The organism is Bacteroides sp. BFG-606, from assembly GCF_024788145.1.
Lineage (GTDB): Bacteria > Bacteroidota > Bacteroidia > Bacteroidales > Bacteroidaceae > Bacteroides > Bacteroides vicugnae.
Map to the genome: position 1 here is coordinate 2,236,062 of NZ_JANUIL010000001.1, position 13,742 is coordinate 2,249,803.

General features: G+C 37.6%; 17 protein-coding genes and 1 pseudogene. 5 read left to right on the forward strand and 13 right to left on the reverse strand.

From position 1 onward, the window contains the following. Nucleotides 1-293: 293 nt before the first annotated feature. The 4 genes and pseudogenes from tig to recQ all read left to right on the forward strand — a co-directional run bounded on the left by tig (nucleotide 294) and on the right by recQ (nucleotide 6,050). Nucleotides 294-1,649: a trigger factor gene (tig, locus tag NXV01_RS07935; protein WP_148366591.1), complete on the forward strand. Its 1,356-nt coding sequence runs from the start codon at nucleotides 294-296 to the stop codon at nucleotides 1,647-1,649. A 143-nt stretch (nucleotides 1,650-1,792) separates the two neighbouring features. Beyond that, nucleotides 1,793-2,455, forward strand: coding sequence for an ATP-dependent Clp endopeptidase proteolytic subunit ClpP (gene clpP / locus NXV01_RS07940; protein WP_004297164.1), 663 nt, complete (start codon nucleotides 1,793-1,795; stop codon nucleotides 2,453-2,455). A gap of 2 nt (nucleotides 2,456-2,457) precedes the next feature. Then, entirely contained in the window at nucleotides 2,458-3,702 is a 1,245-nt protein-coding gene (clpX, locus tag NXV01_RS07945) for an ATP-dependent Clp protease ATP-binding subunit ClpX (protein WP_148366589.1), read from the forward strand. A gap of 168 nt (nucleotides 3,703-3,870) precedes the next feature. Next, nucleotides 3,871-6,050 (forward strand): annotated as a pseudogene (gene recQ / locus NXV01_RS07950) (DNA helicase RecQ). 259 nt (nucleotides 6,051-6,309) lie between these two features. On the opposite strand, the gene NXV01_RS07955 reads toward recQ, so the two are convergent. The 3 genes from NXV01_RS07955 to NXV01_RS07965 all read right to left on the reverse strand — a co-directional run bounded on the left by NXV01_RS07955 (nucleotide 6,310) and on the right by NXV01_RS07965 (nucleotide 8,776). Beyond that, complete coding sequence (locus NXV01_RS07955) at nucleotides 6,310-7,251, reverse strand: hypothetical protein (RefSeq protein ID WP_138301753.1); 942 nt, start codon at nucleotides 7,249-7,251, stop codon at nucleotides 6,310-6,312. Nucleotides 7,252-7,400: 149 nt separating this feature from the next. Continuing rightward, entirely contained in the window at nucleotides 7,401-8,390 is a 990-nt protein-coding gene (locus NXV01_RS07960; RefSeq protein WP_138344007.1) for a hypothetical protein, read from the reverse strand. Nucleotides 8,391-8,497: 107 nt separating this feature from the next. Continuing rightward, nucleotides 8,498-8,776, reverse strand: coding sequence for a hypothetical protein (locus tag NXV01_RS07965; protein ID WP_138301750.1), 279 nt, complete (start codon nucleotides 8,774-8,776; stop codon nucleotides 8,498-8,500). A gap of 75 nt (nucleotides 8,777-8,851) precedes the next feature. On the opposite strand from NXV01_RS07965, the gene NXV01_RS07970 reads away from it, so the two are divergent. Beyond that, nucleotides 8,852-9,223 (forward strand): hypothetical protein, encoded by a 372-nt coding sequence (locus tag NXV01_RS07970; protein WP_004323033.1) that lies wholly within the window; start codon nucleotides 8,852-8,854, stop codon nucleotides 9,221-9,223. Between the two features lie 319 nt (nucleotides 9,224-9,542). Here NXV01_RS07970 and NXV01_RS07975 read toward each other — a convergent pair whose 3' ends face one another. The 10 genes from NXV01_RS07975 to NXV01_RS08020 form a co-directional block, all read right to left on the reverse strand. After that, nucleotides 9,543-9,830 carry a hypothetical protein gene (locus tag NXV01_RS07975; protein ID WP_004323035.1) on the reverse strand — a complete coding sequence of 96 codons (288 nt, stop codon included), beginning with the start codon at nucleotides 9,828-9,830 and terminating at the stop codon, nucleotides 9,543-9,545. A gap of 48 nt (nucleotides 9,831-9,878) precedes the next feature. Continuing rightward, a complete protein-coding gene (locus NXV01_RS07980; protein WP_004323036.1) occupies nucleotides 9,879-10,103 on the reverse strand; it encodes a hypothetical protein in 225 nt (74 codons plus the stop codon). A 75-nt stretch (nucleotides 10,104-10,178) separates the two neighbouring features. Beyond that, nucleotides 10,179-10,352 (reverse strand): hypothetical protein, encoded by a 174-nt coding sequence (locus tag NXV01_RS07985; RefSeq protein ID WP_004317137.1) that lies wholly within the window; start codon nucleotides 10,350-10,352, stop codon nucleotides 10,179-10,181. Between the two features lie 33 nt (nucleotides 10,353-10,385). Continuing rightward, nucleotides 10,386-10,559 carry a hypothetical protein gene (locus tag NXV01_RS07990; RefSeq protein ID WP_227102944.1) on the reverse strand — a complete coding sequence of 58 codons (174 nt, stop codon included), beginning with the start codon at nucleotides 10,557-10,559 and terminating at the stop codon, nucleotides 10,386-10,388. Nucleotides 10,560-10,622: 63 nt separating this feature from the next. Beyond that, complete coding sequence (locus NXV01_RS07995; protein WP_259022133.1) at nucleotides 10,623-11,024, reverse strand: hypothetical protein; 402 nt, start codon at nucleotides 11,022-11,024, stop codon at nucleotides 10,623-10,625. Next, nucleotides 11,011-11,463 (reverse strand): hypothetical protein, encoded by a 453-nt coding sequence (locus NXV01_RS08000; protein ID WP_004317138.1) that lies wholly within the window; start codon nucleotides 11,461-11,463, stop codon nucleotides 11,011-11,013. The genes NXV01_RS07995 and NXV01_RS08000 overlap by 14 nt, the downstream gene beginning before the upstream one ends. Nucleotides 11,464-11,478: 15 nt before the next feature. Then, nucleotides 11,479-11,688 carry a hypothetical protein gene (locus tag NXV01_RS08005; RefSeq protein WP_004317139.1) on the reverse strand — a complete coding sequence of 70 codons (210 nt, stop codon included), beginning with the start codon at nucleotides 11,686-11,688 and terminating at the stop codon, nucleotides 11,479-11,481. Nucleotide 11,689: 1 nt separating this feature from the next. After that, on the reverse strand, nucleotides 11,690-11,881 hold the full coding sequence (locus NXV01_RS08010) for a hypothetical protein (protein ID WP_080599548.1): 192 nt from the start codon (nucleotides 11,879-11,881) through the stop codon (nucleotides 11,690-11,692). A gap of 61 nt (nucleotides 11,882-11,942) precedes the next feature. Continuing rightward, nucleotides 11,943-12,659 (reverse strand): hypothetical protein, encoded by a 717-nt coding sequence (locus NXV01_RS08015; RefSeq protein ID WP_004323042.1) that lies wholly within the window; start codon nucleotides 12,657-12,659, stop codon nucleotides 11,943-11,945. Continuing rightward, complete coding sequence (locus NXV01_RS08020) at nucleotides 12,656-13,735, reverse strand: penicillin-binding transpeptidase domain-containing protein (protein WP_004317142.1); 1,080 nt, start codon at nucleotides 13,733-13,735, stop codon at nucleotides 12,656-12,658. The genes NXV01_RS08015 and NXV01_RS08020 overlap by 4 nt, the downstream gene beginning before the upstream one ends. Nucleotides 13,736-13,742: the final 7 nt, after the last annotated feature.

The following is a 13,742-nucleotide window of genomic DNA, read 5'->3' on the forward strand; positions in this document are numbered from 1 at the left end:
ACTCGCTACGCTCAAACAATCTGCCCTTCTTAATGCTCCGTTACGGGCACTCGCTTGATGGAGAAAAAAGTAGGCCGGGGGAACCTGGCGGGGTGGGTGTTGATGGGGAATTTTCATTGTTTAGGTGTGGGTATGAGCAGAATATCAGTGAAATATCAATAAAAGATGTGTGAAAGATGGGTGGCGTTGCTGAAATAAATCTGCAATGTCTTTTGAAATTTGAAAGATTAGCACTAATTTTGCACCCTCTTTGAGTATAGAACAAAGTATAAATCAAATAAATAATTGTCAGAATGAACGTTTCATTACAAAACATTGACAAAGTAAGCGCAGAGCTTACTGTAAAGCTTGAGAAAGCCGATTATCAGGAGAAAGTAGATAAAGAGTTGAAGTCGCTCCGTCAGAAGGCACAGATTCCGGGATTCCGTAAAGGTATGGTTCCGACAAGTCTTATTAAAAAGATGTATGGTAAGTCGGTAATTGCAGAGGTTGTGAATAAGGCACTGCAAGAAGCTGTTTACAATTATATTAAAGAAAATAAGGTGAATATGTTGGGCGAGCCGTTGCCTAACGAAGAAAAGCAACAGAATATTGATTTCGATACAATGGAAGAATTCGATTTCGTATTCGACATCGCTTTAGCACCTGAATTTAAAGCAGAAGTAAGTGCTAAAGATAAAGTGGATTATTATACTATCGAAGTTTCTGACGAAATGATCGACAACCAGGTGAAGATGTATACTCAACGCACTGGCAAGTATGATAAGGTAGACTCTTACGAAGATAATGATATGTTGAAAGGTCTGCTGGCACAGTTGGATGAAGAAGGTAACACAAAAGAAGGTGGTATTCAGGTAGAAGCTGCTGTGTTGATGCCTGCTTACATGAAGAACGACGATCAGAAAGCTATTTTTGCTAATGCAAAAGTAAATGATGTATTGGTGTTCAATCCGAATGTGGCTTATGACGGACATGCTGCCGAACTGGGTTCTTTGTTGAAGATTGACAAGGAAATCGCAAAAGACGTGAAATCTGATTTCAGCTTCCAGGTAGAAGAAATCACTCGTTTTGTTCCGGGTGAATTGACTCAGGAAGTATTCGACCAGGCATTCGGCGAAGGTGTTGTGAAGACTGAAGAAGAATTCCGCGCTAAGATTAAAGAAGAAATCGCAGCTAGATTTGTGGCTGACAGCGATTATAAATTCCTGATCGACATTCGTAAGGTGATGATGGAAAAAGTAGGTAAGCTGGAATTCTCTGATACCCTGCTGAAACGTATCATGTTGCTGAACAACGAAGAAAAGGGAGAAGAATATGTTGCTGAAAACTATGATAAGAGCATCGAAGAACTGACTTGGCACCTGATTAAGGAGCAGTTGGTTGAAGCAAACGATATCAAAGTAGAACAGGAAGATGTTCTGAAGATGGCTAGAGAAACAACGAAGGCACAGTTTGCTCAATACGGTATGTTGTCTATTCCTGACGATGTGCTTGACAACTATGCACAGGAAATGTTGAAGAAGAAAGAAACTATCAATAATTTGGTAAGTCGTGTGGTAGAAGTGAAGCTTGCTGCTGCTCTGAAAGCGCAGGTTACTTTGGAAAACAAGAACGTTTCGATCGAAGAATTCAATAAAATGTTTGAGTAATCATTCGGTTGAATAAAATATAAAGTCACAGAAACACAGAGTTTTTATAAAATTATAACTCTGTGTTTTTTTGTGTCTCTGTATTCTTTTTCGTTTCTTTGTACTTACGTTTATTTTTAATTTATAAGAAAGGAACAATTAACATGGATGATTTTAGAAAATACGCAACCAAGCATTTAGGAATGAATGGCATGGTATTGGATGATGTGATTAAGTCGCAGGCCGGGTATTTGAATCCCTATATTCTGGAAGAAAGACAGTTGAACGTAACTCAACTCGACGTTTTCTCCCGTTTGATGATGGACCGCATCATTTTCCTCGGTACACAAGTTGATGACTATACAGCTAATACGCTTCAGGCACAGTTGTTGTATCTGGATTCTGTGGATCCGGGTAAGGATATCTCTATCTATATCAACTCTCCGGGCGGAAGTGTATATGCCGGACTGGGCATTTATGATACGATGCAGTTTATTTCAAGTGATGTTGCTACCATCTGTACAGGTATGGCAGCTTCAATGGCGGCTGTATTGCTGGTTGCCGGTGCTGAAGGCAAACGTTCTGCATTACCTCACTCACGTGTGATGATTCATCAGCCGATGGGTGGTGCGCAAGGACAAGCGTCAGACATTGAAATCACAGCGCGTGAGATTCAGAAATTGAAGAAAGAACTTTATACGATCATCGCTGATCATTCGCATACTGATTTCGATAAAGTATGGGCGGACTCTGACCGCGACTACTGGATGACAGCTCAGGAAGCGAAAGAGTACGGTATGATTGATGAGGTATTGATTAAGAAATAAAAATGGCTGATTCAAAAACAAAGAAAAGATGTAGCTTCTGTGGACGGTCGGAGAATGAAGTCGGATTCCTGATTACGGGAATGAATGGCTATATTTGCGACAGCTGTGCTACCCAGGCTTATGAGATTACTCAGGAGGCATTGGGAGAAGGCAAGAAAAGCACAGGAGCTACCAAACTCAACTTAAAAGAACTACCCAAGCCGGTAGAAATCAAGAAATTCCTCGACCAGTATGTGATCGGACAGGATGATGCGAAACGCTTCCTTTCCGTATCGGTCTATAACCATTATAAACGCCTGTTGCAAAAAGACAGCGGTGATGATGTGGAGATTGAAAAGTCGAACATTATTATGGTGGGCAGTACCGGAACCGGAAAAACATTGCTAGCACGCACGATTGCCAAGTTACTGCACGTGCCGTTTACCATTGTAGATGCTACGGTGCTGACGGAGGCCGGTTATGTGGGCGAAGATATCGAAAGTATTTTAACCCGTTTGCTTCAGGTAGCAGATTATAATGTACCTGAAGCAGAACAGGGTATCGTGTTTATCGACGAGATCGACAAAATTGCCCGTAAAGGAGATAACCCTTCGATCACTCGCGACGTGAGCGGTGAGGGTGTACAGCAGGGATTATTGAAATTGCTCGAAGGTTCTGTAGTGAATGTACCTCCCCAGGGAGGCCGTAAGCATCCGGACCAGAAGATGATTCCGGTAAATACCAAGAATATTCTCTTTATCTGTGGCGGTGCGTTCGACGGTATCGAGAAGAAGATCGCCCAACGGTTGAACACCCATGTCGTAGGTTATACGGCATCGCAGAAAACAGCGACGGTGGACAAGAATAACATGATGCAGTACATCGCTCCGCAGGATTTGAAGTCATTCGGACTGATTCCCGAAATTATCGGACGTCTTCCGGTACTGACCTATTTGAATCCGCTGGATCGGGATGCGCTTCGTGCGATCCTTACCGAACCGAAAAACTCTATCATCAAACAATACATCAAACTGTTTGAAATGGATGGTATCAAGCTGACATTTGAAGATGATGTCTTCGAATATATCGTTGACAAGGCGGTAGAATATAAGCTGGGTGCCCGCGGATTGCGCTCTATTGTGGAAACAATCATGATGGATGTCATGTTTGAAATCCCTTCAGAGAACAAAAAAGAGTATAAGGTGACGCTGGATTATGCAAAGATGCAACTGGAAAAAGCGAATATGGCACGACTACAAACTGCTTAAAATCAAAGAGTAAGGCTACAGAAAATGATCGTAACTGTATTTTCTTGAAAATATTAGTCGCATTTTGCTTGGTAATTACGAAGTTGTTTATAACTTTGTTTGGCTCTCTTGAAGAAGAGAACATACTTAAAGTTAAACCATGAACTGAATAAAACAACCTAAGTTAAGATGGCAAGGAAGATTAATTTAACAGATGAACTGAAAAAGTATTTCGGATTTAATAAGTTCAAGGGAAACCAGGAAGCGATCATTAATAACTTGCTCGATGGTAAAGATACCTTTGTACTGATGCCTACCGGTGGCGGGAAATCTTTATGCTATCAGCTACCTTCGCTCTTGATGGAAGGTACAGCAATCGTAATTTCTCCGCTTATTGCGTTGATGAAGAATCAAGTGGATGCAATGCGCAATTTCAGTGAAGAAGATGGCGTCGCCCATTTTATCAATTCTTCATTAAACAAAGGTGCGATAGACCAAGTGAGGTCGGACATCCTTGCCGGAAAGACAAAATTGCTATATGTAGCGCCGGAGTCGCTGACGAAAGAAGAAAACGTAGAGTTTTTGCGTTCGGTAAAGATTTCGTTTTATGCAGTGGATGAAGCTCATTGTATTTCGGAATGGGGTCATGACTTTCGACCGGAATACCGGCGGATTCGCCCTATTATCAATGAAATAGGAAAAGCTCCGTTGATTGCGCTTACCGCAACAGCGACACCGAAGGTGCAGCATGATATCCAGAAAAATCTGGGAATGGTAGATGCTCAAGTCTTCAAATCTTCGTTCAACCGTCCGAACCTTTATTATGAGGTACGTGCGAAGACCGCTAATATTGACAGGGATATTATCAAGTTTATCAAAAACAATCCGGAGAAATCAGGCATTATCTATTGCCTTAGCCGGAAAAAGTGGAGGAACTTGCCGAAATCCTGCAAGCAAACGGTATCAATGCACGTCCTTATCATGCTGGTATGGATTCGTTGACCAGGACTAAGAATCAGGATGATTTCCTGATGGAAAAAGTGGACGTTATTGTAGCAACTATCGCTTTCGGTATGGGAATTGACAAGCCGGATGTGAGGTTTGTGATTCACTACGATATTCCAAAGAGTCTGGAAGGGTATTACCAGGAGACCGGGCGCGCCGGTAGAGATGGCGGTGAAGGTCAGTGCATAACCTTTTATACAAACAAAGACTTGCAGAAACTGGAAAAGTTCATGCAAGGAAAACCTGTGGCAGAGCAGGAAATTGGCAAGCAGCTTCTGTTGGAAACCGCTGCTTATGCCGAATCTTCCGTATGCCGACGCAAGACGTTGCTACATTATTTCGGTGAGGAATATACGGAAGAAAATTGTGGAAATTGTGACAACTGTTTAAACCCTAAAAAACAAGTGGAGGCTCAAGAGTTATTGTGTGCCGTGATTGAAGCGATTATCGCGGTGAAAGAAAATTTTAAGGCAGATTATATTATAGACATACTACAAGGTAAAGAAACTTCCGAAGTACAGGCGCATTTGCATGAAGACCTCGAAGTCTTCGGCTCCGGTATGGGTGAAGAGGATAAGACATGGAACGCAGTGATTCGTCAGGCGCTGATTGCAGGTTACTTGAGCAAAGATGTGGAGCATTACGGACTCCTGAAAGTGACGGAGGAAGGACATAAGTTCCTGAAGAAGCCGAAGTCATTCAAGATTACCGAGGACAACGACTTCGAAGAGACGGAAGAAGAAGTGCCGGCACGTGGCGGTGGTTCCTGTGCGGTGGACCCGGCTCTTTATTCTATGTTGAAGGACTTGCGGAAGAAACTCTCGAAGAAACTGGAAGTACCGCCTTATGTGATCTTTCAGGATCCGTCTTTGGAAGCGATGGCTACCATTTATCCGGTGACATTAGACGAGTTGCAGAATATACCTGGCGTAGGTGCCGGAAAAGCAAAACGTTACGGTGAAGAGTTCTGTAAATTAATCAAACGCCACTGTGAAGAGAACGAGATAGAACGCCCTGAAGACCTGCGGGTACGTACGGTTGCCAATAAATCTAAGATGAAGGTAGCTATTATTCAGGCTATCGACCGTAAAGTGGCGTTAGATGATATCGCTCTTTCCAAAGGGATTGAATTTGGTGAACTGTTGGACGAGGTAGAAGCCATCGTTTATTCGGGAACCAAGCTGAACATAGATTACTTCCTGGAAGAAATCATGGACGAAGATCATATGCTCGATATCTACGATTATTTCAAAGAATCTACCACTGATAAGATTGATGATGCGCTTGATGAATTAGGCGATGACTTTACGGAAGAGGAAGTTCGCTTGGTACGTATTAAGTTCATCTCTGAAATGGCTAATTAAAAAAGCGAAAAAAATAGGCGTGCAGGTATGCGGTTTTGAATAAAAACCGTATATTTAGATTGGGTACTGTTTATCAGTAACTTACAAAGTTAGTTCCTCAAATTTGTACTTATCTAGCCTTGTTTGAACGACACAAAGATAGGATTAATTATGTATAAGGCATAATTTTGAGATTAGAATTTTAGTCTGCATTTAGATGTGACAATTCATATTTAGATAAAAAAAAGCCAGCTATCATCTCGATAACTGGCTTTTAATTTTACTCATCAGTAGAAGTACTTTGAGATTGTGTGTATTGCTCGTAGAAATTGTTAAGGAGACGATTTATAATGGTCTCTTTGGTATCACCACCTCGCTGTCCTTTGGCTTTCTCTATCTGCTCTGCTTTCTCTTTACTCAAACTTGAAAAGAAGCCAACCAGACTGTTAATCACACTAACTTTTTGTTCATCATCTGCTTCTTCGTATTCCTTGATAGCCCAATCAATGAGAGTTCGACTTTTAAGAACCTCTTTAGAGAGGTGTTCGGATGCCGCTTTTAATAATCTCTCACCTCTTTTCAGACCATTAGTTTTCCGTAATTTATCGTTTATCTTACCCGCCATTGCATCTGCCATAATCTTTTTAGTAATGTCGCCTTTGAAAGTAGCCCATTTGGAAGCTGTTGGTAACGGGTAGCCTTCATCTGTAAGCTTCTCTATGAAGTCTAATACTGGAAGCGGTTCTTTACATACCATTTTAGCTCCTTTTGTGAAATCACCACCTTTCCAAGGATTTGTACAGACGTTAATTTCTGAAAACATTCTCGAGACTGCAATTTCTTCATTCAAAGCATAGATAAGATAGAACTCACCTTTGTACTTCTCTTCATCTTTTAAGTCCTTGTTAGCTTCCAGAAGATTTAGATGACCTTTGTAACGGTGGTTTGCATCCACTAACACAACGTACCGGGCTGCATCAGCTGCGCTAATGATTTCTCCCGTTTCAAAATCTACAATTTCCAATCCGGCTTCTATAACTTTCTTTGCATCCACTATGATAGCGGGAACTAACATTCCATTTGCCTTCATGGACTTCATTTTGGCTTTAACCACCTTTTCGTCAAAGTTACGATTACCTGATAGCCTAGCTATCTTGATTCCTTTACTTGCCAGCACTGCTAGTGTTAAAACTTGAAGTGCTAATTCGTTTTTTTTATTCATAATTAAAAATCAGACTGCCCAGTAGAAACATTTCTACTTTCGTTCCTTTCTGGTGGCAAAATTACAATGGAAATATGAATAAAGGCAATGTTTTGAGAGGTGGTAAGAGGGGTAAAAACAGCCCAATAAATTTACCCCTCCTTGATGAATCATTTATAAAATTTGTTAGCTCTAAGAATTTCATAATCTTTGTAAGATTTTATCTGGTCTTTTATGAAGTTAGGACACAGCTTGCTATTTTTCTCATCAACTCCCGTATACCGTTTGTCTTTGGATAGGTTAGTCAAATAAACAAGTCTTGAAATTAATAGTGTCTTATTCAAAGAAACTGTACTATATGCTTTTGCAGATTTACTTGTATTTGTTTTGGGCAATAGTTTAAAGAAACTCTTCAATAATTTATAGAACATTGCTACTAGAATAGTTTTATATTCTGTGTCTTTGCCTTTTCTATCTATTCCTTGTGTATCAAATCTTGTTGGCTTATCATTACTGAAATAGTCCTTCCCTGCTTCATATACAAGATAAATGTAAGCTAATGATATAGGGTCGTCAATTTCTATAGAGCGATGTTTTTCCTGTAATTTTAATGTTAGTGTCATTGGTTTTATAAAAGATAATATACAGCCACTATTACCAATATTCTTCCCAAGCTGTTGCATGAGTTTCTCCACTAATACTCTTGAAGTTTCTTTAACCTTAATTCCTTCCAAACAACTTCCATAAATGTAATCAGAAACAAACAATAATAGATACCAGAATTTTTCTCTATCTATATTTAGTGCTTCCAAAGTATTTTGTATATCCTTATACTGTATATATTTCTCAAATGTATAGCGAGCATTAAGCACTTTTGCATTGTACCGTTTCTTAAATTCTTGTGTTACAGTTGTACCCATGAATACGTACTTTGTTTCTTCTTCTTCTTCTGCTGCTGCTTGTTGTTCTGTTGCTTGTTGTTCTGTTGCTACTTCTGTTTCATTTGTCTCTGTTCTATCCTCTATCTCCTTTTTAACCCTTATGAAATCATAGTCAGGGTGACATTTACAACCCAACATTTCTACATATTCTAGCAAGTCATCTTCTTCTCTTACATATTTGTCTAATGTAAACTTATCTATTGGCTTTATATCTTCCATATCTCTAATCTTAAATTATGCCTTAAAGATAGAAAGAATTAGATAAAAAAATAAGGCAGTAAATGAAATTTCACTTACCACCTTAACCTTTGACTTATCTTTCTTAGTTACACCCTGCGTTTCTTGTTATATCCTAGATTATAGAACTTCTTAAACATCTCCCAAATGTAGCCAATAAATCCAATTATGATGAATGGTAGGAAAGGCAGAAGAAGGCTACTCCAACCATAGCCCAAACACAACCCTACAATTACGCCAATGACATATAAGGCTGTTATAATTCCGCAACCTATCATTACTCCTCTTCCTCCTGCCATTGCGTATTTAATTGGAGCATTAGGAGTAAAGAAGTCTGGTTCTTTATTCTCTGATTGATTATTATTCATATTAGTTTATTTATAGTTACGAGATATTAGTTTAATTCTTATCTTTGTAGTAGAATTTCATAAAAGTTGCTAGTTATGGGTGTTCTATTGGTTACAGGTATTTTGAAGGAGATAACATGTTTACAAGCTGTTGCTGATGATGAAGCGTGTAAATATGGTTACGAGTCGTGGATAGCCTACTGTTATAAAACCAATATATTTACAAGATTCATTACTATATGCCCTTGCTGTAAGAAGTCATTTACTAATGACAACCCTGCTGTTGGTGGGCATGTACTTGCTGAATATGGACGACTAGATACAGAAGGTAGACTTATTTATACCAAGTATATTACTCCTATCTGTAAGAAGTGTAATGACCGTTTTAAGAACAATCAAGCTTGGAAAGTATTTAAAGTCCGTGGTTATCATTTATGTCAAGTACCTAATAAGCCACCTAAACGGTAAACTTTAACATCAAAGAATATATCTTAATGATTAAATCTAATAGAACAAGAATATAGCTCGATTTCTTGTGAAGTTACTCATTATTAGCCAATTAAGCTAACGGAAGTATGTTAATCAATCGTTAAATAATAGCTTATCTAACATCTCTTTTAGTTGTTTGGGTAACTTCTTTCTAGGGTTACAGTTTACAGGATTGTCAACCTTTACTAGTTCATTCTTATCATTCAGTTCGTACCTAGTTACACGATACTGTTGTTTCTTGTTTCTCTTCATATTCATAATTTACCTCCATTCTTATATCCTAGTTTACCTAGCTCATTTACTTAGATTTGGGTATAAATATCTCCTTACCATTCTCATCGTATTCTACATAACAATCAGTAAGTCCTTCTATGATGTAATCCCTTATAATACCTATGTATTTATCTAAAGCTTCTGTAATGAATACCTCTTCTGGACAAGCGAAAGGAATCCTTGCATTTGCTAAATTAATAACTATAGTCCCGTCTGCTTCATTAGTACTAGGTTCTTTACTATCATAATCTACAATAACCTTAAGTTTGCTAACTTTATTCCCATTAATCATTTCCATTTCTACACTTCTCATGTTGTATGAAGTTTTTAATTATTAATCAATTAAACTAGCACAAGAATATTAAGTATTGTTGCTAAATTGTTCATCTGCCTGCTCGTCTTCTTTAGTAGATTCTACATCTTCCATAGAATCAAACCAATCTTCCCAGTCTTCCCATGTACAGAACGTATCTGCTATTATTACTTCTCCAGTTTCTAAATTTGTGTCATAACGTCTAGAAGGAGATACACATTCATGTTTCCATTTACCTATTATCTCCACATAAGGACCTTTCTTCTTTGCCATAATTATTCATAATCATAGGAGCTGTTGTACCAAATCCATACTTATTAAACTTCTCATAAATTCTTCTTATTAATATCAGAAAGCCATTGGACCGTGAGGCATATTTCTAAGCTCTTCTAAGCTATTAACTCCAAACATTCTACATAGTTCCTCTAAAGTGGGTATGTATATATCATCAGTGAAGCTATCTACACAAATACCCAACTCTTCCATGATGTCCATTATCTCACTTGCTGTCATTGTTTCCATACATCCAATACTCTGCTGTTATCATATTCATAGTTATTCATCTGCCTGTTCATCTAGCATATCATCATCTAACTCCTCATGTATAAAAGCTAATATTTCACCTGTTATAGCGTTCTTAATACATTTGAATCCGGGTGCAATTTCTTCAACTATCTTCTCACATTCAATAGTGCACCACTCTGGTATTGTTTTATTCTCACTTTCCATTGTCATAATTGTTAATAGTAGCCGCAGTAGGAACTCCAACTGCTGTACCAAATCCCATTCATGTTAGTAATTCCACCACTCTTCATATATAGGATATCCTAAGTTGTGGAACTCTGTGTTCTCATCTGGAATAACTTCCGAATACTCATCTAATTTAATATCAGTCCCAATTACTTTAAGTCCCATTATACGTAGATTATCATTAATGTATTCATAATTCTCTACTTTACTAAGTAGATTAAAGAACTCTTCTGATTCAACAATTGCCTTATGTGCTTTCAAGGAACAATACAGAAACGGTAAAGGATTACTACACCATTTATCGACATCTGCCCTAAGAGAAGTTAGAGATTCAGGACATTTGTTATCCCAGTAATCTAATAGACTACTTACTAATATCAGCAATTCATTCCTTTTTATATTCTGGAACTTCTGTAAAACTAAATCAATTTCATTCATATCCATTACGCTCCTTATCTATAATTTCATACATATCTTCAAATGACATTCCAGTTGCAGACATATCATAGCTCTTAATAACTCCTTCATTAGAAATTACTTTCACTTGTAATGTGTCTTTGTCTGACTTATGAGATATTATGTGGTGAGTACGCTTCTTATCAAATTCTGGAGTAAATATATCTAATTCGTTTCTGAAATGGGAATTATTAATATAATCTACTATGTAGCTATAATCACTAATAGAATGGCATACTCCTATAACTTCTTGATTGCAGTATATAGACTTCTGATATTCAGCAAACATTATTTTAAAGCTATCTACAGTATATTCCTTATTCGCATTATAGAACTTTATACGTGCAATACTTCCGTCTGATAAATCAGACAGTTTAGTCATTCTTCTTTGTGGTCTGCTTATCCACATTTCTTCCATTAAATCCATAGGTCGTCCCTTCTACTAATCTCTATATATAATATCATCAATTTGAGGTAAGCAATTATTAAGATATGCATCTGCCATTTGTAGTAGTGCTTCCTCTCGGCTTATAGATACAGCTTTTAATTGACCTGTATTATATAGATGAAGTAAGTGTTCTAACAGTTGCTTATCTACCTTAGATACTTCTACCAATCCTAATTTATTCATTAATTCTTCAATAGTCATCATATTAACAATTACTACTAGGTGGTATATAATCATCTGGTACATCATGCGGTTCACGTGGGTCTGACTTCCATTCATCAATAACAGCATCATTCACCATTTGTCTTGCTTCTTCCTCTGATAGCTCTCCTGTTTCGTATCTCTCTAAAACCTTCTCCAAGAAGTCATAATAATCATTACTTGTCATTCTTATCATAATTCATTCACTCCCTCTTCTGTTAATTCCCCAGAATCACATTTAGCACAAATGTTTATATTCATTGTTGCTTTCTCCAAAAAAATGAAAATTCTAGCTGTGTTTCATTATTGTTTATAGCAATAAATACATCTATCTCCCCCCATTCATATTCTATTTCATCTATCTGTAGAAGGTGAGAATGCGGAACAAATTTGAATTTAAGAGTAACATACTCTCCTAAATATTTAAAACTTAGATTTACCTTCTTCCTCTCTATTATTTGAGGCAACATATTATCATATATATTATTAATAACCTTTGCTATCTTGTATGCTTTGTATTTAGTGATTAATTTGTTTGTACAAATAGCCACAGATATTAGTAGTGGAATATATTGATAACCTCCCTCTAAAATAGCAACACCGTCCATAACTAGAAAGGTATAATGAATAATCATAACTGCCATTGCTATACACAAGACTATATTTGTAAATATATACTTCTTGGAACTTGTCAATTCATACCTATCAAACCTATACCAATGGTAATCATGCTCCCTTTGTTGGTAATCACTATTCTTGTTTTGTCCAACAAATAGTTTGTACACATTATAAGGGTTTGGTGCATCTATATCTATATCACGAGTATATATATCATAAGGACTCCGTTTATCATAATGGTTTAGTTTACGATTTGACTGCATAAATCTAGACCGCCACTTATACTTTCTTCTCAAATATCCTATTATACTTGCTATACACGAAATAAGGCAAATAATAAACACTATTACACTCATACTTCCCAGTCTTTAATATAATCAACAATCTTCTTAAATACATCGCCTGCCATTAGTCCACCACTTGCAGGTAATCCAGCCTTATTAATAGATACAATGATACTATACTTAGGATTATCAGTAGGGAAGTAACCACAGAACTCTACCGCATACATATCCTTAGTACTATCCTCATTAGTAGATAATGAACTAGTTCCCTGCATACCTGCAACTACTACCTTATCAGACTTGGCAGGTTGACATAATCCGTCAGTAATATTAAATACTAGAGCTTTCTTCAAACTATCAATACTAGCCCTACTAGCTATTTGGGGATTAATAACTACTACACTATCCTTATATAGTTGAGGCTGTATCATCTTCCCATTATTGGCGATAGCATTATAGAAGGTTAGTATTTGAATTGGCGATACGTGTTGGTTATAACCAATACTAGACCATACAAAGGCTGTCTTTGTCCAGTTGTTATCTTTAGGAGCTACAAAGTGTGCAGGCTTTAGATTGGCTATTCCTGTAATACTATCCGGTTTACCATAGCTCATATTAGCTAATAAATCAAAGTACGATTGGGGATTATTACCAAAAGCCTTCTCCATTGTCTTATAAATGGCAATATTGGAACTAGCTGCCAATCCTTCCTGTACTGTAAGCTCACCATATCCACCTCTATGCCAATTATGGTCTTTAAGCTCTCTGCCATGAACTTGGTAGATACCATTTCCTGTATCAACCTTATCACTCAATTTCACCTTACCAGTTTCTAAAGCTACCAATAGCGATATTGGGTGCATCAGACCAGTAGACTGCCATACAGAGAAGTTCTCACATGATTGGTAGTTCGTACTGTCTTTCTTAGTAAGTCCAACCAGAGCTTTTATTTGCCCTGTCTGAACTTCCATAACTACAACCTGCCCAGATTGGGCATTTATCTCTGATAACTTGCTTTCCAATATGGCAGTAGCATTAGTTTGTAATGTACTATCTATAGTGGAAATTGGTGCTGTTACTTGCTGTCTGGATTGGCAAGAACAAAGTACAACGATTAATATGGTGCACTTTAATAATATCTTTTTCATACGAGCA